Consider the following 25,325-nt stretch of genomic DNA (forward strand, 5'->3'; position numbering starts at 1 on the left):
GGGAGGCCCGTTGTACTCCGTGGCGAAACTCACCACAGACCTGGACAAGTTGGGCGTCCGGGCGGGGGAGACCCTGCTGGTGCAGGCTTCGCTGCGGGCCGTCGGGCCGGTGGTGGACGGCGTGCACGGGGTCGTTCGGGCGCTCAGGGGGGCGCTCGGGGCGGACGGCACGCTGGTCGTGTACACCGCTACACCCGAGAACTCGCGGACCTCGTCCTCCTACCGGGCGGCCACGGCCGGGATGACCCCCGCCCAACTGCGCCGCCACCACGCCCGGATGCCGGCCTGGGACCGCGCGCAGACGCCCGCCTCGCCCACCATGGGGCGGCTCTCCGAGGAGGTCAGACTGCTGCCCGGGGCCCTGCGCAGCGGCCACCCGCAGACCTCGTTCACCGCGATCGGGCCGCGCGCCGGGCAGCTGACCGAGGGTCACCTGTGGAGCAGCCACCTGGGCGAGGAGTCGCCCGCCCGGCGGCTCTACGACAGCGGAGCGCGCTGCCTGATGATCGGCGTCCCGGTCTGGTGCTGCACCCCGCTCCACCTGCTGGAGTACTGGCAGCCGGACCGGCAGGAGCAGCGCTACCGGTGCGTGGTGCGCGCCCCGGACGGCCGGCGGCAGTGGCGGAGCTTCACCGGCACCCGGCTCCAGGACGGGCACTTCCCCGCCATGGGCGACGCCCTGCTGGCCGGCCCGCCCGACCTGCTGGAGAGCGGCCCGGTCGGCGACGCGCACTGCTACCTGATGCCGATCCGGGAGGCGGTCGACCTCGCCGACAAGTGGTTCCGTTCCACGAAGGATTGACCACGCGTCAGATCAAGGCCCTATTCCATTCGGGCTCCCGGTCTTCCTACACTTGAGACCCTTTCGGGGGAACAGTGACAGGCGGGCTCGGGGGAGGCGCGTGTGAACAGCCCAACGGGCCGCGGCAAGGAACCGCCCAGGCCCTATTTCTTCCTCAGCTACGCCCACACGCCGAGGATGAACTCGCGGGGCTCGGCCGACCCGAACCTGTGGGTGGCCAAGCTGTACCAGGACCTGTGCGAGGCGATCCTGCAGATCACCGACGCGCCCGCCGGGCATCCGATCGGGTTCATGGACCGCTCCATGCACCAGGGCCAGAAGTGGGCCGAGCGACTGTCCCGGGAGCTGGCGAACTGCCGGGTCTTCGTGCCGCTGTACTCGCCCCGGTACTTCAAGTCCGAGGCCTGCGGCCGGGAGTGGCACCTGTTCAGCCGCCGCTCGGTGTACCAGCGGCGGCCCACCGCCGAGCGGATGACCGGCATCGTGCCCGCGCTGTGGGTGCCGATGGACCACTACCCGCTGCCCCGGGTGGCCGGCGAACTCCAGTTCAACCACGACAGCTTCGGCCTGGACTACGCCGCCGAGGGCCTGTACGCGCTGATGAAGATCGCCACGTACAGCCCGCAGTACCAGACCGCGGTCTGGCGGCTCGCCCAGCGGATCGTGGACGTCGCCGAGCAGACCGTCATCCCGGCCGGGCAGGTGCTCGACTTCGAGTCCCAGCCCTCCGCCTTCGACCCGCCGGACATCGCCGACAAGGTCCGGATCTCGGTGTTCTCCTACCACCGCCCCGAACTGCCGCCGAACCGCAGCGCCGCCTGGTACGGCGAGCAGCGCACCGACTGGCAGCCGTACCGGCCGGACTCCTCCCGGCCGCTCGCCCAGGACGCCGCCGACGTCGCCCGGAACATGGGATTCCAGCCCACCGTCCGGGAGTTCGAGGAGGAGTCCGAGCACCTGCTGACCGGCGACCACCCGCCCGCGCCCTGCGTGCTGCTGGTCGACCGGTGGGCCTTCCTGGACGGGCGGCGGGCCGAGGCGGTGCGCCGGCTCGACCGGCGCAACCTCGGCTCGGTCGCCATCATCGAGCCCTGGAACCGGGAGGACCAGCAGAGCCGCGACCACGAGCGGATGCTCAACGAGATCGGCGACAGCGTGCTGACCGTCAGCCGCGGCGCCCGGCAGAAGCCCAGCCTGCGGGACGACAGCGCCGCGGGCGCCCCGGGCAGCCTGGAGGAGTTCCGCGGCGAGATGGAGCGCGCCGTGATGCGCGCCTGCACCGCCCACGAGCAGCAGCACCGGGACAGACCCGACGACGGGACGGGGTCGCCCCGGCCGAGCATCGGCCCCTGACCGGGGCCGCGAACGGACAGCAGCACGACGTCGGACGGTCGGGAACCCGTCCGGCGGCACGGTGTGCGGGACAGCACGGGCGCCGAGGGCCCCCGGGGGAGGGAACGTCATGACCGACAGGCAGGCCAAGGGCCCGCAGATCCAGGCGCACCGCCGCGACGCCACCACCGAGAACCGGCGCGGCCGCATCATCACCTTCTACTCGTACAAGGGCGGCACCGGCCGCACGATGGCGCTGGCCAACACCGCCTGGATCCTGGCCGCCAGCGGCTACCGGGTGCTGGTGGTCGACTGGGACCTGGAGGCCCCCGGCCTCAGCCAGTTCTACCGGCCCTTCCTCAACCCCGAGGTGGTGGCCGCCACCACCGGCATCATGGACCTGTTCGCCGACTACCTCGACGAGGCCCGCCGCCCGGTCGACCGCGACCCCGAGTGGATCGAGGACTTCGCCCGCATCCACCCGCACGCGCTCTCGCTGTCCTGGCCGCACTTCCCGGGCGCCGGCCGGATCGACCTGGTGCCGGCCGGCCAGCAGAACCGGGACTACGCCGTCACCCGGCTGGACTGGGACCTGCTGTACGAGCGCTACCACGGTCGGCGCTTCATCCAGTCGCTGCGCGCCGACATGAAGCGCCGCTACGACTACGTGCTGATCGACAGCCGCACCGGCCTCACCGACACCGCGGACATCTGCACCGTCGAGATGCCCGACGACCTGGTCATCTGCTTCACCCTCAGCGACCAGTCCATCGACGGCGCCTCCCGGATCGCCCGGGTGATCGAGGACCGCTACGGCGACCGGGAGATCCGCATCCTCCCCGTCCCGATGCGCATCGACGAGGGCGAGAAGGAGAAGGCCGACGCCGGCCGGGCCCTGGCCCGGATCAAGTTCGCCGGGCTGCCCGCCGGACTGACCGAGTCCGACCTGGCCCGCTACTGGGCGGGGGTGGAGATCCCCTACCGCCCCTTCTACGCCTACGAGGAGATCCTCTCCCCGTTCGGCGACCAGCCCGGCCTGCCCGGCTCGATGCTCGCCGCCAACGAGCGCCTCACCCGGGAGATCACCCAGGGCCGGGTCGGCGGACTGCCGCCGATGGCCGAGGACCTGAGGCTCCGTCACCTGGACGGCTTCGCCCGCCGCCGCCCCACCGCCCCCGCCGACCTGTACCTCAGCTACGTCCCCGAGGACCGGGCCTGGGCCGACTGGATCTCCGCGCTGCTGGCCGACGCCGGCTACCGGGTGGTGCCGCGCGACTTCGGGGCCGGCGCCAACCCGCGCGAGGCCACCGGCCGCGGCATCGACTCCGCCTACCGCACCGTCGCCCTGCTGTCCGCGGCCTACCTGCAGTCCCCGCAGGCCCAGGCGCTGTGGGACCGCGCCGTGCTCGCCGACCCGGCCGGCGCCCGCCGCCAGCTCATCCCGGTCCGGGTCTCCGACGTGCGCCTCAACGCGCCCTACAACAGCCGCAACCCCGTCGACCTGATCGGCCGCGACGAACCCGCCGCCGCCACCGCGCTGCTGCGCGCCCTCGGCCGCACCGAGACCGAACTGCCCGAGCGCAGCCCCGGCGCGCCCCGCTTCCCCGGGACCAAGCCCACCTACTGGGAGGTCCCGCAGCGCAACCACTCCTTCACCGGCCGGGTCAAGGTCCTCGACGACCTGCGGGCCCAACTCGCCGGCGGCACCACCGCGGTGCTCCCGCCGCCGCAGACCCTGTACGGCCTCGGCGGCGTCGGCAAGACCCAGGTCGCGCTGGAGTACGCGCACCGCTACATGTCGCACTACGACCTGGTCTGGTGGGTCGACGCCGAGCAGAGCGAGAACGTCGCCGTCGACCTCGCCGAACTGGCCGGCCGGCTCGGGCTGCGGGTCGGCGACAACGTCAACGAGGCCGCCCAGGCCGCCCGCGACGCGCTCCGGCAGGGCATCCCCACCCCCAACTGGCTGCTGATCTTCGACAACGCCGACGAGCCCGGCGAGATCCGCCGGTTCTTCCCCGACGGCCCCGGCCACATCCTGGTCACCTCCCGCAACCAGGGCTGGTCCGGGCAGGCCGGCGTGCTCAACGTCGACGTCTTCGACCGCACCGAGTCCGTCGACCACCTCACCCGCCGGGTCCGCGGCCTGTCCCGGACCGACGCCGAACGGGTCGCCGAGGCCGTCGGCGACCTCCCGCTCGCCGTCGAGGTCGCCGCCGCCTGGCTGGAGACCACCCGCACCCCCGTCGACAGCTACGTCAACCAGCTCAAGGCCGAGGCCACCCGGGTCCTCGCCGCCGGCGAGACCCCGGTCGACTACCCGACGCCCGTCGGCCTCACCTGGAACGTCTCGATCGCCCGGCTGCGCGAGCAGTCGCCCGCCGCCGTCCGGCTGCTGGAACTGTGCGCCTTCTTCGCGCCCGAGCCGATCTCGCTCAAGCAGTTCTTCTTCTCCGAGCAGATGCGGCTCGCGCTCTACCCCTACGACGAGGAACTGACCGACACCTTCCTGCTCGGCAAGGTGCTGCGGGCCGTCAGCCGGTACGCGCTGGCCAAGACCGACGCCGGCTCCGACTCCTTCCAGGTCCACCGGCTGGTGCAGGCCGTGGTCCGCAGCGGCATGACCGAGGACGAGCGGAACGCCACCATGCACCAGGTGCACCGCATCCTGGTGAACGCCCGGCCCTCCCGCGGCGACACCGACGACCCCGCCAACTGGCCGACGCTCGAACAGATCTGGCCCCACCTCGCGCCGTCCAGGGCCCAGGACTGCGACGAGAAGGAGGTCCGCGAGATGCTCATCGACCGCGTCCGCTACCTCTGGAAGCGCGTCGACCTGGAGCAGGCCGTGCAGCTCGGCCGCCAGCTCGACACCGCCTGGACGGGCCGGGCCGAGGCCGAGACCGACCCGGCCGAGAAGCGCCTGTGGCGGCGCCAGATCTACAGCCTGCGGCTGCAGATCGCCAACGTGCTGCGCTCCCAGGGCTTCTACACCGACTCGCTGAACCTCAACCAGGAGACCCTGGCGGGCCAGCGCGAACTGCTCGGCGAGCACCACCCCTACACCCTGATGACCGCCAACTCGATGGCAGCCGACCTGCGCTACCTCAGCCGCTTCCAGGAAGCCCTGGACCTGGACCGCGACACCTTCGGCCAGTTCGTCGAGCTGTTCGGCGAGGACGACCCGCGCACCCTGTCGGTCGCCAACAACCTCGCCATCGACCACCGCCTGGTCGGCAACAGCCGGGAGGCCCTGGAACTCGACCAGGACACCTTCGAGCGCCGCTCCGCGGTCCTCGGCCCGCTCCACCCCTACACCCTCAGCGTCAAGTCCAACCTGGCCCGCGACCTGCGCGAACTCGGTGACTACAAGGCCTCCGCCGAACTGCTCCGGGAGGTCACCGAGACCTTCGGCGCCGTCGAGGCCCCCGGCCTGCCGGAGGAGCTGCGCAACGCCAAGTCGCTCGCGGTCTCGCTGCGCCGGGCCGGCCAGTACGCCGAGGCCCGCGAACTGACCGAGCGCACCTACGAGCGCTACCTCGACCTGTACGGCTCCGACTTCCCGGACGCGCTGGCCTGCCGGCTCAACCTCGCCGCCGACTTCAGCGCGGCCGGCGACAAGGAGACCGCCCGGGACATCGCCACCGACGCGTTCGACGGCCACCGGCGGCTGTTCGGCGACAGCCACCCCTTCACCTTCGCCTGCGAGAACAACCTCTCCATCTACCTGCGCGGCTCCGGCGACATCGAGGGGGCGCTGCAGCACGGCCGGGCCGCGGTCGACGGACTCACCCGGTCGCTCGGCGACAGCCACCCCTTCACGCTGAACGCCGTCATCAACCTGGCCAACGCCCTCGCCGAGGCCCGCGAGCTGGCCGAGGCCGAGGACCTGGCCCGGACCGCCTACGACGGGCTGGTCGCCCGGTACGGCACCAACCACCCCGACGCGCTGATCTGCCAGGCCAACCTGGCCGTCACGCTCCGGGCGGCCGGGCGGCGCAGCGAGGCCGAGAGCCTGCGGATGCAGGCGATCGCGGCGCTGGTCGAGCTCTTCGGGGAGGAGCACCCGTCGGTGGTCGCCGCCCGCAGCTGGCAGCGCACCAACCGCGACCTGGAGCCGCAGCCGCTGTAGCGGACGCCGAGGGGGCGGGGCGCCCGGCTCTCCGTCCGGAGCCGGGCGCCCCGCCCCCTCGGCGGGCTCAGGGCCGGACGACCCAGCGGATGGCGTCGGTCATCTCCTTCAGCGAGCCGAAGTGCGCGGCGCCCGGCTCCAGGTAGAGCTGGGCGCCGGGGATGTGGTCGGCGAGCCAGGCGGAGTGGCCGACGGGGGAGAACTTGTCGTCGGCGCCGTGCCACAGGCGCACCGGCGTCAGGATGCTCTCCACGTCGAAGCCCCAGTCGGTGATGAAGGCCAGCACGTCGTCGATCCAGCCGTCGGCGCCGAACCGGAAGGCCTGCCGGTAGGTGGAGTGCAGCATCCGGCGGATGCCGATGTCGGCGACCACGGTGCGGTCCGGCGGCGTGAGCTCGGGGACCAGGTTGCGGATCAGTTGGGCCGGGTCGCGGCGGATCACCCGGGACCGGACCTGGAACTGGCCGGCGATCCGGGGCTGGCCCAACTCGGCCTGCCGGTAGGCCCGTTCGTTGGACGGGGTCATCCCGGCGAACCAGTCCAGGCCGTCCGCGTGACGCGGCGCCAGCGAGACCTGGGTGGCGGCCCGGCGGACCCGGTCGGGCAGCAGCGCGGCGCAGGCCAGCGCGTGCGGCCCGCCGCCGGAGCGGCCGACCACCGCGAACCGGTCCAGGCCGAGGGCGTCCGCGATCACGGTGACGTCGGTCGCGGCGGCGGCCACGCTGCGGCCCGGCAGCCGGGTGGAGTCGCCGTAGCCGGGCCGGTCGAAGGAGATCAGCCGGACCCGCATCCGGGCCAGCACGGCGCTGCGCGGAGCGGGCCCGACCCGGCTGCCGGGGGTGCCGTGGAGCAGGAACACCGGTGTCCCGGACGGGTCTCCGGACGTCTCGACGGCGAGCACGCCGCCGTCCGGCGTCTCGATCCTCCGTGTCGCCACGCGGACCCTCCTGTTCGACTGGTCAACTGGGGATGTCGAGGCTGCGCACCTCGCGGCGCGCCTGCCAGGTGGTGTGCTCCCGGGAGATCGCGTCCTCGGCGTCCCGGGCGAGCCGGGCCCAGGTCTCCTCGGCGTCCGGCGAGGAGAGGTCGACGGTGGCCAACTGGGCCTCCACCTTCGACAGTTCGGCGGCGGCCAGGGTGTAGGCGGCGGCCTGCGGGCGGTACTGGCGCAGCTGCGCCCAGGCGGCGATCGAGGCCGCCACGGCGGAGATCGCGCCCAGCGCGTCGAAGCTGAACTCGCCGACCGCGCGCAGCACCGCGAGCAGCAGGCCGGCCGCGGGCAGCACGATGGCGAGCCGGCCGACCCGGCGGGTGGCGTTCCGGCACTGGACGGCCTTGGCCTGGTACCACTCGCGCTGGCTCCGCACCCGCTCGCGCAGGTAGACCTCGCGGCGGACGGTCAGCGGCTGGTCGCGGAGCCGCTCCATGGTCTCGGTGATCTGCGGGTGCCGGGCCGGTGCGCGCCAGGCGCGCAGCTCCTCGGCGACCCCCGGAGTGACCCGGTCGGTGTCGAACTCACCCAGAATTCCCGCGAGTTGGATGTCGTAGAGGCGCTCGGCGTCGGGTAGCTTGCGGGGCGGCGGCTGGTAGGAGTCGGCACGCACCGCGTACTTCCACACCAGGGTCTTCACCGACTCGGCGACCGCCCGGCCGTCGTACCAGAGCCGCTGCGGGTTCTGCCAGGCCACCACGACGGCGATGAACAGCGCGCCCAGGTAGGCGACCGCCGCCGCCCAGGCCCAGAGCGGCCCGTCGGCGGAGCCGGCGAAGGCCGCGCCGACCAGCAGCAGCAGCTCCCAGCGGGACAGCGCGACCGCCCTGGTCTGCCCCAGCAGGGACGCGCCGTCGGCGGCCCAGAACAGGCGCGGGAGCAGGTCCTGCTCCCGCACGAAGCCGATCGAACGCCCCGCCCCAGCCGCCATCCCCGCCCCCGCAGCGCCGTCTCACCGGTCTCGGGAGTCCTGCCCAGTGACGGGTGAACTTACGCGAACGGAGCATGAGTTGGCCGAATGGGGCGGGTCGGCGCGGGCGGGCACGGGTCGGCGCGGGCCGGTGCGGACCCGGCGGCACCGGGCGGCACCGGCTGTCACCAGGCGTAGAAGATCCGGTCGGCGTTGTCGGCGATCACCTTGTTGTTCCACTCGGTGCCGCCGTCCACGTTCCCGGAGCGGAACAGCGGCGGGGTGATGCCGCGGTCGGCCAGCTTGGCGGTCGCGGCGGCCGTGACGCACTGCATCAGGGCGCTGGTGACGATGGTGGAGACCGAGCCGAACGGCGCGCCCGCGCCCGGGTGCTCCAGCTCCCCGTCGCCGAGCCCGATCTTGCTGTCCAGCACCACGTCGCAGTTGTCCTTGAGGTAGGTGCCGGAGGAGTGGTTCGAGGAGACCGCGCCGGGATAGGCCAGCGAGGTCACGCCGATCACCTTCAGGCCGCGGTCGCGGGCGTGCCGGGCCAGCTCGACCGGCATCACCTGGCGGCCGGAGAGCGAGATCAGGAACAGCAGGTCGCCGCTGCGCGCCGGGGTCAGGTCGAGCGTGGTGGTGGCCAGCCCGGAGACCCGCTCCAGGGCGCTGCCCAGGTGCGCGGGCATCACGTTGACGCCGGTCATCCCGGGCACGTTGAGCAGGTTCATCACGACCAGCCCGCCGGCCCGGTAGACCACGTCCTGGGCGGCCAGCGAGGAGTGCCCGGCCCCGTAGGTGAAGATCCGCCGCCCGTGCTCGACGGCCTCGGCCAGCAGCTCGGCGGCGGCCTCGATGTTCTCCCCCTCCTCCGCCCGGACCCGCTCCAGGTGGGCCACCGCGATGTCCAGGTACCGGCCGACCAGTCCGCTCATCTCTGCTCCGTCCGAGCTCGGGGGCGGTCCGGTGGTCCGGACCACTGGGGAGAAAGCTACGGCGTGCACGGTGTCCCCTGCCGCAGGCGGCTGTCAACCACCACTGTCCACCACCACGAAAAGCCGGGGGCATAGCGGGCACGCGGGAGGGGTTGTCACTCCGGTACGTCAGAATTGGCGGTGAGGACACCGAAGAACGGAGCCAGGGGCGATGTCAGGGCTGATCGACACCACTGAGATGTACCTCCGCACCATCCTGGAGCTGGAGGAGGAGGGCATCACCCCGATGCGCGCCCGGATCGCCGAGCGGCTGGAGCAGTCCGGCCCGACGGTGAGCCAGACGGTGGGCCGGATGGAGCGCGACGGCCTGCTCCAGGTCGCCGAGGACCGCCACCTCGAACTGACCGGTGAGGGCCGCAAGTTGGCCGTCCGGGTGATGCGCAAGCACCGGATCGCCGAGTGCCTGCTGGTGGACGTGATCGGCCTGGAGTGGGAGCAGGTGCACGAGGAGGCCTGCCGCTGGGAGCACGTGATGAGCGAGACGGTCGAGCGCAAGGTGCTCGCCATGCTCGGCCACCCCACCCAGTCCCCGTACGGCAACCCGATTCCCGGCCTGGACGAGCTCGGCGACACCAAGGCCGAGGGCGAGGGCTTCGACGCCGGGCTGCTGACGCTGGAGGCCGTCGCGGCGGCGGACGGCGCCGACGTGGTGGTCCGCCGGATCGGCGAGCCGATCCAGACCGACGGCGACCTGATGCGCACGCTCCGCCGGGCCGGTGTCCGCCCCGGCGCGACCGTCCGGGTCTCCCCGGCGCCCGGCGGCGTGCTGGTCGGCACCGGCGAGAGCGCGGCCGAGCTCGGCAAGGAGATCGCCGCGCACGTGTTCGTCGCCCAGCCGTAGCCCCCGGCCGGCCCCCTGACGGGCGGGGCGCGCCTCGGGCCCGGTGTCCCCACACCGGGCCCGTGCGCTCCCTCCCTGTCCCCCCGGGGTTCCCCCGCCGTCCCGCCCCGTCCCCTCCCGTTCCCTCCCTGCCGTGCCCGGCGCGGCCCCTGATCCGCGCCGGTCCCCTCCCGCTGCCACGTTCGGCTTCCCCGTCCGAACCCCTCCCGGCAGCCCCCCACGTTCCTCGGCCTCCCTCGGCCTGCTCGCTCCCTTCGCTCCGCTCCGTGCCGACGCTGGAGATGATCCCCTCGGCAGCTGCGGCCAATCCTTGAGCGCTGTCACCCGATCGGTGGGCTTCCGCCGCTGACCTGCGGGTATGACGACCGGTTCCGGAAGATCCGGCTCCGGACGGCTGCGAGGCGCGGCAGCCCGGACGTGCCGGCGGCGGGCCCGGCCCCCGATCGGGAGGCCCGCACCCGCCGCCGCCCGCGCGGGGTGCCGCGCGGGAACGCCCCCGCCGGATCGGCCGGAGGCACACTCGGGGTCAGCGCACCGCGGCCGCCTGGCGCGGTGCCTGGCGGGGCGAGGAGGCCTCCCGGCCGCAGGCGTAGGCCAGCGGGCTGACCAGCTCCGCGGCGTCCGGCAGCCAGCGGTTCAGCGCGGACGGCGGCCGGGCCCACTGCGCGGAGGCGTACCCGCCGACCCGGGACGGCGGGGCCACCACCCAGTCGCCCTCGCCGCGCGCCACCAGGTCCAGCCGCTCCGGCGACCAGCCGATCTGCCGCAGCATGTCCGGCAGCTTGGCGGCCACCCCGGGCAGCACCAGGAAGTGCAACCGCCGCCCGTCGCGCCCCGGCGCGGCCGGGACCGCCACCACCGGGCCGAGCTGCAGCCCCATCCGCTCCATCCGGGCCAGCGCCAGGCAGCCCGCCACCTCCGGCACGTCCAGCACGTCGAACGCCCGTCCGGCCGGCAGCAGGATCGAGGCCGCCGGGTTCTCCGTCCACCACTTGCGGACCACGCCGGGCCCGGCGCTGGCCCGCCGGCGCCAGTCCTGCTCGGCCGGGTGCGCGCCGGGGAGCGCGCAGTCCGGCGCACCGCAGGAGCAGCACGCCGGTCCGTCGCCGTCGACCAGCCAGGTGCCCGGGACCACCTCCCAGTGGCGTTCCTCGGCGTAGCGGACGGCTTCGAGCAGCAGCGGCGGCAGGTTCTGTTCGGGGGCTCCGGAGGTGTTGTCCACGTGCAGCACAACTACCGTCCGTGAGTGCGGGTTACGGGCCGCCGCCGAACGCCCCGCACGGGGCGCGCGATGTCACCCGGGACGGTGATCCTGGTCGGAACCCCTCCGCCGAGCAGGGGCGGTAACGGGCGCAGTGGGGGCGCACAGGGGCATTCACCCGGGCGCGTGGGGAGTGGGTACGTCACCGTGGGTATTCCGCATGGTGTTGCACAGTCGTCGCCCTCCGGTCGGGTCCGGACGGCGTTGGGGAGGCGGAAAAATCCCATGGCCGCGAGACCGCTCGTCGCACGAGAGCCGAACGAACGTCTGCAGCAGTTGATCCAGGAGGCGGGCTGCTCCAACGCGGGCCTGGCCCGCCGGGTCAACCTCTGCGGAGCAGAGCACGGACTGGACCTGCGCTACGACAAGACCTCGGTCGCCCGCTGGCTGCGCGGGCAGCAGCCGCGCGGGCAGGCGCCCGCCGTCATCGCCGAGGCGCTCGGTCGCAAGCTCGGCCGCGGCGTCACCGTGGACGAGATCGGGATGGCCGACGGCAAGAGCCTCAGCTCCGCCGTCGGACTCCAGTTCGCGCCCAGCCTGTCCACCGCGCTGGAGCAGATCTGCGAGCTCTGGCGCAGCGACGTCGGCAAGCGCGACTTCCTGGCCGGCACCACCGTCGCCGCCTCCGCGCTGGTCGAACCCAGCCGGGACTGGCTGATCACCCCGCCCGACCCGGTGGTCGCCCGCACCGGCGGCACCCGGGTCGGCCTGGCCGACGTGGCCGCGATCCGGGCCACCACCCAGATGCTGGTCGACCTCGACCACCGGTTCGGCAGCGGCCACGTCCGGCCCGTCGTGGTGCACTACCTGAACAGCGTGGTCTCCGGCTTCCTCGGCGGCTCCTACCGGGACGAGACGGGCCGGCAGCTCTTCGGCGCGGTCGCCCGGCTGACCGAGCTGGCGGGCTACATGGCGGTCGACACCGGGCAGCCCGGCCTGGCCCAGCGCTACTACATCCAGGCGCTGCGGCTGGCCCAGGCCGCCGACGACCGCGGCTACGGCGGCTACGTGCTCGCCGCGTCGATGAGCCACCTCGCCGCGACCCTCGGCAACCCCCGGGAGATCGCCCAGCTCGCCCGCGCCGCCCAGGAGGGCGCCCGCACGGTGGCCACCCCGACCGCGATGGCGATGTTCTACGCCGCCGAGGCCCGCGGCCACGCCCTGCTCGGCGACGCCTTCGCCTGCGAGAACGTCGCGGCCAAGGCGCTCGCCGCGATGGAGCGCCGCAACCCGGCCGACGACCCGGACTGGATCGTCCACTTCGACGAGGCCTACCTCGCCGACGAGCTGGCGCACTGCCACCGGGACCTGCAGCAGGGCGAGCGGGCCGAGCACTACGCCCGCACCGCGCTCGAACTGCACCCCGCGCACCGGGTCCGCCGCCGCGCCGTCGACCTGGTGCTGCTCGCCACCGCCCAGCTCCAGCAGCGCGACCTCGAACGCGCCTGCGAGACCGGCAGCGAGGCGGTCCGGCTGCTCAGCGGCCTGCGCTCGAACCGGGGCGTCGAGTACCTGGACGACTTCCGCAACCGGCTGGAGCCGTACCGCGGGCACCGCGCGGTCCGCGAGTTCCACGCCCGGATGGACGGGGAGGCGGCGTAGCGGGCGGAGCGGCGCGGGGACGGGCCGGGCGGACCGGCCCGTCCGAAGGTGAAGCCTTGGCACGGAACAACGGCGCACGTAGTCACCCGTGCCGGTGAACCGGTAGCGTGGGCCCGCAGTTGTGGTCCGCCGTCAGCGACCGGCGGGGCAACCGAAAGGCCCGGGACCACCGGTGCCGTGCACAGGTGAGGAATCGCGTTGAGCCAGCGCCGCTCGTACCCCAACTCCGGCGACTTCAATCTGGACGACCTGTTCCGGCCGGAGCCCGCCGCGGACGGGGCGGGCGGCCCGGCCGGTGCCGCGCAGCCCCCGCAGACCCAGGCCCCGTACCCCGCGCAGCCGCCGGCCCGGCCGCCCTACCCGGCGGCGCCGGCCCAGCCGTACGACCCCGTCCCGCAGCAGCAGTCGGTGCCGCCGGTCGGGCAGAGCGGCAGCCCCGAGTACTGGGGCGCGCCCCAGCAGGCCGGGCCCGCCGCGCCCGAGCAGGAGGGCGCCACCCAGTACCTGCCGCCGTACCCGACCGGTGACCCGACCTTCGGCGGCCAGCAGCCGCAGCAAGTCCCGTACCCGGGCGGCACCTTCGGCGGGCAGGCCCCGCTCCAGCCGCCGGCCCAGCCCGGCTACGGCCCCGCGCAGCCGGGCTACGGCGGGGCGGCGGGCGGCTACCAGGCGCCGCAGCAGCCCGGCTACCAGGCCCCGGGCGGCTACCCGCAGGGCGAGGACGGCGGGAGCCGCAAGCCCGACCGCAAGGTCCTGATCGGCGCGGGCGTGGCCGGCGTCGCGCTGGTCGCCGTGCTGGCCGGGGTGCTGCTCAGCGGCGGTGACGAGGGCGACCGGGGCAACAAGGAGAAGACCAAGGCGAAGGCCGGGACCAGCCAGCCCGCGTCCGCCCCGGCCACCGGGGCCGGCGGCGACGCCGTCACCCCGGCGATGAAGGCCCAGGCCCAGGCGATGTCCGACCTGCTGGGCACCGCCAGCGCCAGCCGCACCTCGGTGGTCAACGCGGTCGGCGCGGTCGGCAAGTGCCAGACCCTGCCGGACGCGCAGGGCGCGCTCACCGCCGCCGCCGCGCAGCGGCAGGACCTGCTGAAGAAGCTCGGCGACCTGAAGGTCGATCAGCTGCCGGACGGCGCGAAGCTGGTGACGCAGCTGCAGGCCGCGTGGCAGGCCTCCGCCACCGCCGACACCGAGTACGCGGCCTGGGCCGGCGACCTGGTGGCCGGCTGCGACCCGGGCAAGGCCAAGGACAACGACCACTACCGCAACGGCAACACCGCGAGCGGCTCCGCCACCACGGCGAAGGAGCAGGCCTCGACCCTCTGGGGCGCCATCGCGGGGAAGACCGGCCTCCCGACCAAGGGCGCGATCGAGCTGTAGCCGGCCGGGGGAACGGCCGAGGGGCGCGGTTCCCCGCGCCCCTCCTCCTCGCCGTCCTGCGGTGTGCTTACGCCGGGGGCCTGTCGTTGGTCAGGACCCAGCGGACGTCCGTGAAGCCCTTGCGCTGCTCGCTGAGGCGGCCGTCCCGGACCTGCTGGAAGGTGACCGAGGTGTTCACCAGGCGGGGGGCGTCGGCGGTCGGGAGCATGTTGGTGACGCCCCAGCTGAGCGGCGGGGTGGCACCGGCGGTGTCGATCGGGTCGCCGCTGTCGAGGACGCTCTGCAGGCCCTTCGCGCTGATCGGCCTGGACCGGTCGATCCGGCCGGCGGCCTGCCGGAACACCTCGTAGGCGACCCAGGTGGTCTGCACGCCGGGGTCGGCGACGTCGATGGTGGCGCCGTTGCCGTAGGTGTGGGCGGTGGAGCGCAGGTTGTCCCAGACGGTGGAGGACTCGGCGGGGAACCAGCCGGTGGCGAGCGCGCCGCGCAGCGGGCCGTTGTCGCCGCTGGTGGAGTCGACCACGGACTGCTGGAAGGAGCCGATCACCGAGGCGAGCTGGGTGTTCTTCGGGTTGGCCCGGCGGTACGGGTCGAGCAGGTTGGCGGTGGGCTCGGCGCCGAGCGCGGAGAGCACGCAGTTGCCGGGCCGGTCCTCGCCGATGGCCTTGCGGGCGTACGGGGAGTAGTCGTTGGACTTCTCCGGCGCCTTGACGTCGACGACCTTGATGCCGGTCTGCCGGGTGGCCGAGCCGAGGTAGTTGACCAGGGCGTCGCCGGCCCGGGAGTCGGGGCGGATCAGCGAGATCTGCTTGCAGCCGGCCTCGACCAGCTGGCGCCCGCTGCCCGCGACCAGGGCGGGCAGGCCGCCGTTGACGGGGTAGGAGAGCGGGCTGCTGAACTCGGGGCTGGAGAGGCCGTACCCGCCGATGAACGGGATGCCGGCGCCCTCCAGGACGGGCATGAAGTTGCTGCCGTACTGGCTGGCGGAGCCGACCACGGCGACCGCGTGCGCGCTGACGGCCTGGTCGGCGCAGGCGGTGGCGCCGTCGGTGGTGTCGTGCTCGTTGCAGGTCAGGACGCGGACCTTGCGGCCGGCCAGGCCGCCGTGGGCGTTGAAGTCGCGGCCGATCGCCTCGGCGAGCGCGGTCATGCCGGGGCGGTCGGCCGCGCCGGTGCCGGACGGGGCCCAGGTCATCACGGTGACCTCCTGGCCGGCCGAGTCGGCGGACGCGGGGCCGCCGCAGGCGGAGAGCGAGAGCAGGGCGGGAAGGACGGCGGATCCGGCGGCGAGCGCGGCGGTGGTGCGGCGGCGTCCACTGACGGCGGGATGCGGGTGGGGGGTTCCGTTCCGCGTCATGCTGCTCTGTTCCTCCCTGGACATGCTGCTGCGGGGTGTCCCGTGCTTCGTCGCGCAGGCTCGGCGGATCAAGGGTGGTCCCGGCTTCGCACGCCGAGAGGGACGCTGTCTGAACGGATCGCCAACGAGGCGCGAACACGGTGTGCGCACGGGGCGTGACGCGTGTAGAGGCGCGGGTGGAGCGGAGTCGGCCCGGGAACGTACGATCGGTCCCCGTGTCCGACAGCATGGATTCTCCGCACCGGTCTGCCCGAAACACTTCTCGAACGGGTGGCCGCTCCAGCACGATGGGCGGCATGCCCCTGACTGATCTGCCCTGGTGGCGCTGGCGGGCCCGGATCCGCTCGGCGCTGCACATGTTCTCCGACCCCGTCTTCCAGCAGGCGGCCTGGCTGGACGGCCAGGACGGCTACGGAGACCTCACCGACGCGGTGTACCGGCTGGTGGAGGACACCTGGCTGGACCGCTGGTCGGCGGAGAAGTACGTCGGTTCGATCTTCCGGGACTCCGCGGAGGCGGTCGCGGTGGACGCGGCCGTGCTCCGGGTGCTGCGCATCCTGCACCAGGTCGGCGGCGACGCCCCGGCCGCGGTGTACCTGGGCCACCCGGACTGGCCGGAGGCCGTGCAGGCGGCCCGCGAGGCGCACCACCGGCTGGCCGTCAACGACGGCGACGATCCCGACCTCCCGCCGCGCCCGCTGGACGAGTTGCGGGAACTGACCGCGCACCACTGACCGGTGCGGCCGGGCGGCCGGTCTCGGGAACCGGTCGCCCGCCCCGCCGCCGCCCGATCTGTGCCAGGGTGGGCCCCTGTCGTCCGCACCAGAGCCGAGAAACGGGGCCCCGCGCACATGGAAGAGACCGCCCGCTCCCAGTACGTCCTCACGCTGTCCTGCCCGGACAAGCAGGGCATCGTCCACGCGGTCTCCAGCTACCTGTTCATGACCGGGTGCAACATCATCGACAGCCAGCAGTTCGGCGACGCCGGGACCGGTCTGTTCTTCATGCGGGTGCACTTCTCCGCCGAGGAGCCGGTGACGGCGGAGCGGCTGCGGGCCAGCTTCGCGGCGATCGGCGCCTCGTTCCGGATGGACTGGCAGATCCACGAGTCCGCGGAGCGGATGCGGGTGGTGCTGATGGTCTCGAAGTTCGGGCACTGCCTGAACGACCTGCTGTTCCGGACCCGGATCGGGGCGCTGCCGGTGGAGATCGCCGGGGTGGTCTCCAACCACACCGACTTCCGCGAGCTGACCGAGTCCTACGGCATCCCGTTCCACCACATCCCGGTGACCAAGGACACCGAGCACACCAAGGAGGCCGCCGAGCGGAGGCTGCTCGACCTGGTCGCCGAGGAGCGGGTCGACCTGGTGGTGCTGGCCCGCTACATGCAGGTGCTCTCCGACGACCTGTGCAAGGCGCTGTCCGGCCGGGTCATCAACATCCACCACTCCTTCCTGCCGAGCTTCAAGGGCGCCAAGCCCTACCACCAGGCGCACGCCCGGGGTGTGAAGCTGATCGGCGCGACCGCGCACTACGTCACCGCCGACCTGGACGAGGGCCCGATCATCGAGCAGGAGGTCGCCCGGGTCACCCACGACGTCACCCCCGAGCAGCTGGTCGCGCTCGGCCGGGACGTCGAGTGCCAGGCGCTGGCCCGCGCGGTGAAGTGGCACAGCGAGCACCGGGTGCTGCTGAACGGCTCCCGGACGGTGGTCTTCGCCTGACGCCCCGCCTGACGCCCCGTCGGCTCCCCGCACACCGTCAGCGCCCTTGACGGCGGCCGCCGTTCGAGCCCCGCTGGACATTTGTCGCAAGGGTGGTTCGCCCGTGGCGCGCCGGTGCCCGGCGGCCCGCGGCGGTACGGTCGGGGGTACCCCGTGAGGGCGGTGCCGCCGACCGGTCGTGCGAACCCCGGCAGGGTGAGCGGGACAGTATGCACCGCGGCGTCCCCCGAACGCTGGAATATGCCCGAAGCTCTTGCTGCGACCCGGTCGCGGAATCATTCTGGGGCGTGTTCGTGTCGATGCCATGGGCAGTTCGGGTTCGGCGACCTCCGCGGTGGACGCGGCCGACCGGACCGGCGGGATCAAACGGGCCGAATACCGAGTGCGGGTGGTGGAACGGTGCAGGTACTTCAGGTACAGCTGGCGGTCCAGGCGGACCCGGCCGAGGTCTCGCGGGCCAGGCGGTGGGTCCGGGCGCGGCTGCGGGCCGGCGGGATCGACCCGGACTCCCCGGTCGCCGAGACCCTGGTGCTGGTGGTCTCCGAGCTGGTCACCAACGCGGTCGTGCACACCGGGTGCCCGGCGGTGCTCCGGCTGCTGCTGCCGCTCGACCCGGCCGCCGCCCCGGCCCCGGTCCGGGTGGAGGTCGCCGACGCCAGCTGCGCCGCCCCGGCGCCCCGGCACGCCGGGGCCGACGAGGACGCCACCAACGGCCGCGGCCTGGAGCTGGTCGAGCTGCTCTGCGAGCGCTGGGGCTGGTACCCGGAGAACTCCGGCAAGCGGGTCTGGTGCGAGGTCGGCCCGGCGCTCGGGGTCTGCGAGCGGGCCGCGCAGCCGGTCGCCTCGGTGGGCTGAGCCCCCGTCCGGGCAGGTCGGTGCACGCCGGTCGTGCGCGGTCCGCACCCCGGATGATCCGTCTGAATTTCGGACAACCCATTGACGTGACGTATCCGACTGATCACTCTTGGGTGCGGCGCCCCGTTGCGAGGGGACGCCGAGGGAGACCGGGCGGTGCCGACACTCAGGGGGTCGTTGGCCGACTCCGCCCGGAACCTCGGCGAAATCGGAGCGCCCGGGCGTCACGGCTTCAGGGCCCGGACGCCGACCAAGGACGGCGGCCCGCCGTGCCGTGCTCGGGGTGCGCGCGGCGGGTCGGCGTCGGGCCGGGGGCGGGCGGACGCCGCATCGTGACCCAAAACCACTGGAAACCAGCAGTGGTCTACACCAAAACTGAGTGCCGTGACCGCACCCGAACTGCACTCCGCCCCCACCGCGCAGGTCGTCGCACCGCACCGGCCCGCCATCTGGTCGGGCAACTTCCGCCTGTACTTCACCGCCCGCTCGGCCGGCCTGCTGAGCGACGCCATGCTCCCGGTCGCCGTCTCGGCCGGCCTGATCGCCGCCCACCACTCCACCGCCACGGTCGGCTACGCGATGGCCTTCCTGCTCGGCCCGTTCGCCGGACTGGTGCTGTTCGGCGGCGTGCTCGCCGACCGGTTCACCGCCCGGCGGCTGATGATCTTCGCCGACCTGCTCAACCTCACCACCCGGGTGCTGCTCGCGCTGCTGTTCTTCCGCGGCGTCGACCAGCTCTGGCAGCTCTACCTGCTGCTCGCGCTGGCCGGCACCGCCGCCGCGATGTTCCAGCCCGGCGCCGCCTCCACCGTCCCGCTGGTCTCCACCGACGTGCAGGGCGCCAACGGCGTGCTGCGGATCTCCGAGGCCCTCACCACCCTGGTCGGCCCGCCGCTGGCCGGCCTGCTCGCCGCCGTCTCCACCGGCTGGGTGATGGTGATCGCCGCCACGATGTACGCGATCAGCGCCTGCTGCCTGCTCGCCCTGCGGCTCGGCCCCGTCCCCGCCCCGCCGCCCGGCGACAGCCTGTGGCGCAACCTGGTGGTCGGCTGGCACGAGTTCTGGTCCCGCAGCTGGATGTGGGGCGTCATCCTGGTCTGGATGGTCTTCACCGTGCTCTCCTGGGGACCGTTCGGCCCCGTGGTGGCCGGCCAGGTCATCGCGCGCGACGGCGGCACCGTCTACGGCCTGATCAACGGCATGTTCGGGGCCGGCACCGTGGTCGGCGGCCTGCTGGCGATCCGGGTCAAGCCGCAGCGCCCGCTGGCCGCCGGTGCCGTCGCCCTGTTCGCCTTCGCCGTCCAGCAGTTCGCCTTCGCCGCCGCCCCGCCCTGGCCGCTGCTCGGCACCGCCCAGCTGGTCTCCGGCATCGGCATCAGCTTCTGGGGCGTGATGTGGGCCACCAGCGTGCAGACCCAGGTCCCCGGCGAGGTGCTGAACCGCATCCACGCGTACGAGGTCGCGGGCTCGGTCTGCATGTTCCCGCTCGGCTCGGCGCTGGCCGGACCGGCCGTCGACGCCCTCGGCACCACCCGGGTCTACCTGATCGGCGGCGCGGTCACCCTGGCCACCGCCGCCACCCTGCTGCTCGCCCGGCCGATCCGCGAACTGCGCCGGGTCCCCGCCGCCGGACCGGTGGCCGGCGGGCACTGACCTCCCCGCCCCGCTGTCCGGATCTCGGGGATACATGGCAGTCGGACCCGTCGCGCGGACGGGGCCGGGAGCGGCAGACTCCGGCGGGTGAAGGAACTGGAACTCCCCGCCGCCCCCGCCGCCGACCCGGCCCCGCCGCAGACCCGCGCCCCCCGCCTGCACTACGGCTGGATCGTCGTCGCCGTCTCGCTGGTCGTCCTGGTCGGCTCGGCCGGGTTCCGCTCCACGCCGAGCCTGATGATGGACGCCCTGCACAACGAGTTCGGCTGGTCGCGCGCCACCATCTCCAGCGCCGTCTCGGTCAACCTCGCCCTCTACGGCCTCACCGCGCCCTTCGCCGCCGCCCTGATGGACCGCTTCGGCGTCCGGCCGGTCGTGGTCTGCGCGCTGCTCACCATCTCCACCGGCGCCGGCCTCACCGTCCTGATGACCGCGCCCTGGCAGCTCGTGCTGTGCTGGGGCGTGCTGGTCGGCCTCGGCAGCGGCTCGATGGCCGGCGCCTTCGCCACCACCATCTCCGGCCGCTGGTTCGAGGCCCGGCAGGGCCTGGTCACCGGCGTGCTCACCGCCGCCGGCGCGGCCGGCAACCTGGTCTTCCTGCCGCTGCTCGCCGCCCTGGTCGAGCAGCAGGGCTGGCGCACCGCCGTGGTGGTGGTCTCGCTCTGCGCCACCGCCGTCGCCGTCCCGGTCCTGGTCCTGATGCGCGAACGCCCTGCCGACCTCGGCCTGCTGCCCTACGGCGCCACCGAGGCGCCCGCGCCGCCGCGCACCGACGGCTCCGCCGTCGCCCGCTCGCTGCGGGTGCTCCGGGAGGCCGCCCGGACCAGGGCGTTCTGGCTGCTCGCCGCCTCCTTCGCGATCTGCGGCGCCACCACCGTCGGCCTGGTCGGCACCCACTTCGTCCAGGCCGCCCACGACCACGGCATGTCCGAGACCACCAGCGCCTCGCTGCTCGCCCTGATCGGCGTCTTCGACATCGCCGGCACCATCGCCTCCGGTTGGTTCACCGACCGCTTCGCCCCCGCCCGGCTGCTGATCGCCTACTACGCGCTGCGCGGCCTCTCGCTGCTCTTCCTGCCCGCGCTGTTCGGCGACAGCCTGCGGCCGCCGATCCTGGCCTTCGTGATCTTCTACGGCCTGGACTGGGTCGCCACCGTCCCGCCCACCGTCGCGCTCTGCCGCCGGCACTTCGGCCCGGACGCCCCGATCGTGTTCGGCTGGGTGCTGGCCGCGCACCAGGTCGGCGCCGCCCTGGTGGCCGGGCTGGCCGGCCTGGCCCGGGACCGGTTCGGCGACTACGACGCCACCTGGTACGCGGCCGGCGGGCTGTGCGCCGTCGCGGTGGTCTGCTGCGTGGCGGTGCGCCGGGTTCCCGAGCCGACCGCCGCCGCGGCCTGAACCGGGGAGGGTCGGCGGCGGCTTCTAGGCTGGGCCCATGAGCTTGCGTTTCGTGCTGGAGACCGACCCGTCGCCCGCGCTCCGGGCGGAGATCACCCGGCTGTGGACGGACGTGTCGAACGCCGGGGGCGCGGTCGGGTTCGTGCCCCCGGTGACGGAGGCGGAGGTCGCGCCGGTCGCCGAGCGGCAGTTCGCGGCGCTCGGCCCGGACCGGCTGCTGGTCGGCCACGAGCCGGGCGGCCGGGTCGCCGCGGTGCTGTTCTTCGAGGACCCGCGGTTCGGGCTGATGGACCACTGGCGGCTGCTCAAGCGGGTCATGGTGCATCCCGACCTCCAGGGCCGCGGCTACGGGGCCGAACTCCTCGCCGAGGCCGAGCGGCTGGCCCGCGGCTGGGGCCTGTCCGGGCTGCGGCTCACCCTGCGCGGCGGCCACGGCCTGGAGCGCTTCTACGGGCGCGGCGGCTGGGTCGAGGTGGGCCGGGTGCCGGGGGCGATCCGGGTCGCCCCGGGGGACGAGCGCGACGACGTGACGATGTGGCTCGACCTGCGCACCCCGGCGGTGTGAGGTCGTGCTTCACTGGGAGGGCCATTCCCCCCACGCGCCCTGCGGCGCGACCCGGCAGTGAAGGACGAACCCCGGTGAGCAGCAAGAACAACGCCACGCTCCGCTACACCTCGCTGCGGGCCAGCATCTTCCTGGCCTGCCTGCTGGTCGCGCTGCTGCTCGGGCACTTCGGGGTGATCCCGGTGGTCGGTTCGCTGGGCCTGCTGATCCTGTTCGTGCTCGCCATGGTGGCCTCCTCGGCGATCAGCTACGTGGTGCTGAGCAAGCAGCGCGACGAGATGTCCGCGCAGATCGCCGCCCGGGTCGAGCACCGCAAGGAGCGCTCCGCCGCCCGCGACTCGGCCGAGGACGCGGCCGACGACGCGGCCCGGGCCGCGGCGGCCCGGCAGGCGCAGGCCGGCTGACGGCGTGTCGGACAGCCCGTCCGGCGAGGGCGCGCGGCGGCGGCCGACCGGGCGGGACGTGGCCCGACTGGCGGGGGTGTCGCAGGCCACCGTCTCGCTGGCGTTCTCCGGCAGCTCCGGGCACCGGGTCTCGGCGGCCACCCGGGAGCGCATCCGCACCGCCGCCGAGGCGCTCGGCTACCGCCCGCAGGCGGCCGGCCGGCAGCTGCGGCTCGGCCGCAGCGGCATGGTGCTGCTGGCCGTTCCCAACCTGCTCGGCCCGTTCTTCGGCCGGGTGCTGACCGGCGTCCACGCGGAGGCCGCCCGGCACGGCCTGTCGGTGGTGGCCAGCAGCGGCTGGGACGCGGCGACGCTCGCCGAGGCGGCCGCCGCCGGGCGCTTCGACGGCCTGCTGGTCTGCTCGCCCGACGACCGCCAGCTGGGCGAACTGCCCGCCGACACCGCCGCGGTGTTCCTGGACGCCGACCCTGCGGCCAACCCCGGCCGCCCCACCGTCGAGCTCGACCTGGCCACGGGCATGCGGGCCGCCGTCGACCACCTGGCCGGGCTCGGCCACCGGCGGATCGGCTACCTGCGCTCGGTGCACTCCGCGTACACCTTCCGGGTCCGGCAGGCGGCGTTCGCCGCCGCGTCCGCGCACCTGGAGGTGCGGGAGCGGGCGGTCAGCCTGAACGAGGGCAGCCGGGCGGCCACCGAGGCGGCCCGCGAGCTGCTGGCCGGACCGGACCGGCCGCGGGCCGTGGTCTGCGACGACGACGTGGTGGCGTCCGGCCTGTACCGGGCGGCGGACGAGGCGGGCCTGCGGATACCGGCGGACCTCTCGGTGGTCGGCATGGACAACATCCCGGTGGCGGAGCTGCTCAGCCCGCCGCTCACCACCGTCGACCTGCCCGGCGAGCGGCTCGGCCGGACCGGGCTGGCCACCCTGGTCGCCCTGCTGAACGGCGAACTCCCGCCGCCCGCCGCCCCGTTGGCGACCAGCCTGGTGGTGCGGGGCTCGACGGCGGCCGCGACGGCCTGAACCGGGCCCGTCCGCCCGCCCGCTCACTCGCTCGCTCGCTCACCCGCTCACTGCTCGCCGAGGATCATCCACTTCTCCGGCAGTGCCATCGGCGCGAAACCGACCTTGGCGTACACCTCGTGCGCGTCCCGGGTCGCCAGCAGCACGCGGCGCAGGCCCAGCCCGGCCAGCTCGTCCCGGACGGCGGCGGTGAGCGCGGTGCCCAGGCCGCGGCCGCGGGCCGGCTCGGCGATGAACACGTCGCACAGCCAGGCGAAGGTGGCCCGGTCCGTCACCACCCGGGCGTAGCCCACCTGCGCGCCCGAACCCTCCTCGTACAGGCCGAAGTTGAGTGAGGCGTCGATCGCGGTGTCCTGCTTGGCGCGCGGTCGCCCGAGCGCCCAGTACGACTCCTCGGAGAGCCAGCGGTGCACGGCCTCCCGGTCGAGCCGGGACGGGTCGGTGGAGAGGGCGTAGCCCGCGGGCAGCGCGTAGTTCGTCATGCGGCGCATCCAAGCAGCCCGGGGCCGGTGCGGGCGAGCGGATTGCGGGTCCCCGACGGCCCGGCGGGAGTCCGGTGACGGGGCGTCAGGCCAGGGCCGGGACCGGGGCCGGCAGCGGGCGCAGGCGGGCCCGGCCGGCCAGCAGCAGCAGGCCGCCGAGGGCGATGCCCGCGGTGGCGCAGAGCGCGACGGCCTGCAGCGAGCCGGCCACCAGGGCGCCGGAGACCGCGTAGCCGGCCGCGTTGCCGGTGGCGAACAGGGTGACCAGCCAGGCGAACGCCTCGGTGACGGTGCCGGTGGGGGCGAGCTCGGCGACCAGCACGAAGGCGGCGGCGAGCAGCGGGGCGAGGCCGAGGCCGGAGACGAAGGCCAGCGCGGCCATCGGGAGCGGGCCGGGCAGGAGCAGCAGCGGCAGGTAGCCGGCGGCCATGCCGAGGGCGAGCACCCAGGTGCGGGTCGCGGTGTCGGCCTTCCAGGCGGCGGCGCCGTAGGCCAGCGCGCCGAGCAGGCCGGCCAGCGCGGCCAGCGCCAGCAGGGAGCCGGCCCCGCCGGGGAGGCCGTCGGGGTGCTGCTCGGCGTAGGCGATGAAGAGCACGTTCTGCGCGCCGACCGCCCAGCCGGCCCCGGCCAGGCCGAGCAGCAGCAGGACCAGGCCGGGGGAGCGGAGCGGCCCGAGCAGCCCGGCGGAGGCCGCCCGGGCGGGCGCCCGCCACTGCCGGGCGGGGGCGGAGGTGGCGACCACCAGCGCGCCGAGCAGGCCGAGGACGGCGGCCGTCCACAGGGCCGCGGTCGGCGACAGGGCGGCGGCGATCCCGGCCACCGCGAGCGGCCCGGCCACGTACAGCACCTGCTGGGAGGCGGAGTCGAAGGCGTACGCGGTGTCGAGCTGCTCCTCGTCCACCACGTCGGGCCAGAGCGAGCGCAGGCAGGGTTCGAGCGGGGGCATGCAGAGCCCGGCGATCGCGGCGCCGAGCGGGGCGGCGACCGGGGAGCCCGGGGCGAGGGCGAGCAGCGCGTAGCCGCCGCCGGCCGCGACGGCGGAGGCGAGCAGCACCCGGGGCTGGCCGGTCAGGTCGACGATCCGGCCGAGCACCGGCCCGCCGATCGCGGCGGCGATCGCGTACGCGGCGGTGGCCAGGCCGATCCGGCTGTAGGGGGTGTCGGCCGCGCGCAGGGCGAGGGCGATCACCAGGGCGGTCATCCCGGCCGGGAGCCGGCCGAGCAGGGTGCCGACCAGCAGCCGGGTGACGTGCGGGGCTCGGAGCAGTGCGGCGTAGCCCATGGGCGTCCTTCCAGCGGCGGGTGTCGCTTTAAGTTATACGTATAACTGACGAGCGTCAAAGTTGGCAGGTCAGAGCTGACGCCTCGTCAGGAAGGGATCGTTCGGAAACGATCTCAAATAAGTACTTTGAACATCTCAAAGGTTTGTTGCTAGTCTGCCGGTCATGACCACCGCAGACGCCGCGCACCGCACCGGCCCGGGCACCCCGCCCGCGCCGTGCCGCCCGCGGCTGTCCGGTGCCGTGGACGGCCCGCGCCGCTGTCGCTCCGGCGGCTGTATGCGGGCGGCACGCCGCTCCTGACGCCCCGACGCCTCCCCGCTGTCGGTCCCGCCCGGGTCTC

22 protein-coding genes are annotated in these 25,325 nt (G+C 74.2%); 15 read left to right on the forward strand and 7 right to left on the reverse strand.

Translation table 11 applies throughout. The features are described 5' to 3' along the window. Positions 1-19: 19 nt before the first annotated feature. The 3 genes from ACIOHG_RS22375 to fxsT all read left to right on the forward strand — a co-directional run bounded on the left by ACIOHG_RS22375 (position 20) and on the right by fxsT (position 6,266). Entirely contained in the window at positions 20-802 is a 783-nt protein-coding gene (locus ACIOHG_RS22375) for an AAC(3) family N-acetyltransferase (RefSeq protein WP_400953389.1), read from the forward strand. A gap of 102 nt (positions 803-904) precedes the next feature. After that, positions 905-2,155: a TIR-like protein FxsC gene (locus ACIOHG_RS22380; RefSeq protein WP_400953277.1), complete on the forward strand. Its 1,251-nt coding sequence runs from the start codon at positions 905-907 to the stop codon at positions 2,153-2,155. Between the two features lie 109 nt (positions 2,156-2,264). Beyond that, positions 2,265-6,266 (forward strand): FxSxx-COOH system tetratricopeptide repeat protein, encoded by a 4,002-nt coding sequence (gene fxsT, locus ACIOHG_RS22385; RefSeq protein WP_400953279.1) that lies wholly within the window; start codon positions 2,265-2,267, stop codon positions 6,264-6,266. 67 nt (positions 6,267-6,333) lie between these two features. Here fxsT and ACIOHG_RS22390 read toward each other — a convergent pair whose 3' ends face one another. The 3 genes from ACIOHG_RS22390 to ACIOHG_RS22400 form a co-directional block, all read right to left on the reverse strand. Continuing rightward, complete coding sequence (locus tag ACIOHG_RS22390) at positions 6,334-7,203, reverse strand: alpha/beta fold hydrolase (RefSeq protein WP_400953280.1); 870 nt, start codon at positions 7,201-7,203, stop codon at positions 6,334-6,336. A gap of 22 nt (positions 7,204-7,225) precedes the next feature. Next, positions 7,226-8,155, reverse strand: coding sequence for a DUF4231 domain-containing protein (locus ACIOHG_RS22395; RefSeq protein ID WP_400953282.1), 930 nt, complete (start codon positions 8,153-8,155; stop codon positions 7,226-7,228). A gap of 197 nt (positions 8,156-8,352) precedes the next feature. Continuing rightward, positions 8,353-9,102, reverse strand: a complete 750-nt coding sequence (locus ACIOHG_RS22400) for a sugar isomerase domain-containing protein (RefSeq protein ID WP_400953283.1) — start codon at positions 9,100-9,102, stop codon at positions 8,353-8,355. 211 nt (positions 9,103-9,313) lie between these two features. Here ACIOHG_RS22400 and ACIOHG_RS22405 point away from each other — a divergent pair, with 211 nt between their 5' ends. Then, positions 9,314-10,003 carry a metal-dependent transcriptional regulator gene (locus tag ACIOHG_RS22405; protein WP_400953285.1) on the forward strand — a complete coding sequence of 230 codons (690 nt, stop codon included), beginning with the start codon at positions 9,314-9,316 and terminating at the stop codon, positions 10,001-10,003. A 526-nt stretch (positions 10,004-10,529) separates the two neighbouring features. Here the strand turns inward: ACIOHG_RS22405 and ACIOHG_RS22410 are convergent. Next, a complete protein-coding gene (locus ACIOHG_RS22410) occupies positions 10,530-11,234 on the reverse strand; it encodes a bifunctional DNA primase/polymerase (protein WP_400953287.1) in 705 nt (234 codons plus the stop codon). A 255-nt stretch (positions 11,235-11,489) separates the two neighbouring features. Here ACIOHG_RS22410 and ACIOHG_RS22415 point away from each other — a divergent pair, with 255 nt between their 5' ends. Both ACIOHG_RS22415 and ACIOHG_RS22420 read left to right on the forward strand, forming a co-directional pair. Further along, entirely contained in the window at positions 11,490-12,866 is a 1,377-nt protein-coding gene (locus ACIOHG_RS22415; RefSeq protein ID WP_400953289.1) for a transcriptional regulator, read from the forward strand. Positions 12,867-13,064: 198 nt separating this feature from the next. Continuing rightward, positions 13,065-14,243, forward strand: coding sequence for a hypothetical protein (locus ACIOHG_RS22420; protein WP_400953291.1), 1,179 nt, complete (start codon positions 13,065-13,067; stop codon positions 14,241-14,243). A 67-nt stretch (positions 14,244-14,310) separates the two neighbouring features. Here ACIOHG_RS22420 and ACIOHG_RS22425 read toward each other — a convergent pair whose 3' ends face one another. Beyond that, complete coding sequence (locus ACIOHG_RS22425) at positions 14,311-15,600, reverse strand: ABC transporter substrate-binding protein (RefSeq protein ID WP_400953293.1); 1,290 nt, start codon at positions 15,598-15,600, stop codon at positions 14,311-14,313. A 227-nt stretch (positions 15,601-15,827) separates the two neighbouring features. Here ACIOHG_RS22425 and ACIOHG_RS22430 point away from each other — a divergent pair, with 227 nt between their 5' ends. The 8 genes from ACIOHG_RS22430 to ACIOHG_RS22465 all read left to right on the forward strand — a co-directional run bounded on the left by ACIOHG_RS22430 (position 15,828) and on the right by ACIOHG_RS22465 (position 23,220). Next, positions 15,828-16,334, forward strand: a complete 507-nt coding sequence (locus tag ACIOHG_RS22430; protein ID WP_400953391.1) for a hypothetical protein — start codon at positions 15,828-15,830, stop codon at positions 16,332-16,334. A 117-nt stretch (positions 16,335-16,451) separates the two neighbouring features. After that, positions 16,452-17,324 (forward strand): formyltetrahydrofolate deformylase, encoded by an 873-nt coding sequence (purU, locus tag ACIOHG_RS22435; protein ID WP_400953295.1) that lies wholly within the window; start codon positions 16,452-16,454, stop codon positions 17,322-17,324. A gap of 399 nt (positions 17,325-17,723) precedes the next feature. Then, on the forward strand, positions 17,724-18,179 hold the full coding sequence (locus tag ACIOHG_RS22440) for an ATP-binding protein (RefSeq protein WP_400953297.1): 456 nt from the start codon (positions 17,724-17,726) through the stop codon (positions 18,177-18,179). Between the two features lie 384 nt (positions 18,180-18,563). Further along, entirely contained in the window at positions 18,564-19,832 is a 1,269-nt protein-coding gene (locus ACIOHG_RS22445; RefSeq protein ID WP_400953299.1) for an MFS transporter, read from the forward strand. Positions 19,833-19,919: 87 nt separating this feature from the next. Continuing rightward, on the forward strand, positions 19,920-21,230 hold the full coding sequence (locus tag ACIOHG_RS22450; RefSeq protein ID WP_400953300.1) for an MFS transporter: 1,311 nt from the start codon (positions 19,920-19,922) through the stop codon (positions 21,228-21,230). A gap of 37 nt (positions 21,231-21,267) precedes the next feature. Continuing rightward, on the forward strand, positions 21,268-21,795 hold the full coding sequence (locus tag ACIOHG_RS22455) for a GNAT family N-acetyltransferase (RefSeq protein WP_400953302.1): 528 nt from the start codon (positions 21,268-21,270) through the stop codon (positions 21,793-21,795). Positions 21,796-21,869: 74 nt separating this feature from the next. Next, the gene (locus ACIOHG_RS22460; RefSeq protein WP_400953304.1) at positions 21,870-22,199 is read left to right on the forward strand and encodes a DUF4229 domain-containing protein; all 330 of its coding nucleotides are present in this window, start codon (positions 21,870-21,872) and stop codon (positions 22,197-22,199) included. A gap of 4 nt (positions 22,200-22,203) precedes the next feature. Continuing rightward, positions 22,204-23,220: a LacI family DNA-binding transcriptional regulator gene (locus ACIOHG_RS22465; protein ID WP_400953306.1), complete on the forward strand. Its 1,017-nt coding sequence runs from the start codon at positions 22,204-22,206 to the stop codon at positions 23,218-23,220. 47 nt (positions 23,221-23,267) lie between these two features. Here ACIOHG_RS22465 and ACIOHG_RS22470 read toward each other — a convergent pair whose 3' ends face one another. Together ACIOHG_RS22470 and ACIOHG_RS22475 are read right to left on the reverse strand one after the other, a co-directional pair. After that, positions 23,268-23,702: a GNAT family N-acetyltransferase gene (locus ACIOHG_RS22470; RefSeq protein WP_400953308.1), complete on the reverse strand. Its 435-nt coding sequence runs from the start codon at positions 23,700-23,702 to the stop codon at positions 23,268-23,270. Between the two features lie 85 nt (positions 23,703-23,787). Continuing rightward, positions 23,788-24,984 carry an MFS transporter gene (locus ACIOHG_RS22475; RefSeq protein WP_400953310.1) on the reverse strand — a complete coding sequence of 399 codons (1,197 nt, stop codon included), beginning with the start codon at positions 24,982-24,984 and terminating at the stop codon, positions 23,788-23,790. Between the two features lie 163 nt (positions 24,985-25,147). Here ACIOHG_RS22475 and ACIOHG_RS22480 point away from each other — a divergent pair, with 163 nt between their 5' ends. Then, entirely contained in the window at positions 25,148-25,285 is a 138-nt protein-coding gene (locus tag ACIOHG_RS22480; protein WP_400953312.1) for a hypothetical protein, read from the forward strand. Positions 25,286-25,325: the final 40 nt, after the last annotated feature.

The organism is Kitasatospora sp. NPDC088134 (genome assembly GCF_044741705.1).
Classification (GTDB): domain Bacteria; phylum Actinomycetota; class Actinomycetes; order Streptomycetales; family Streptomycetaceae; genus Kitasatospora.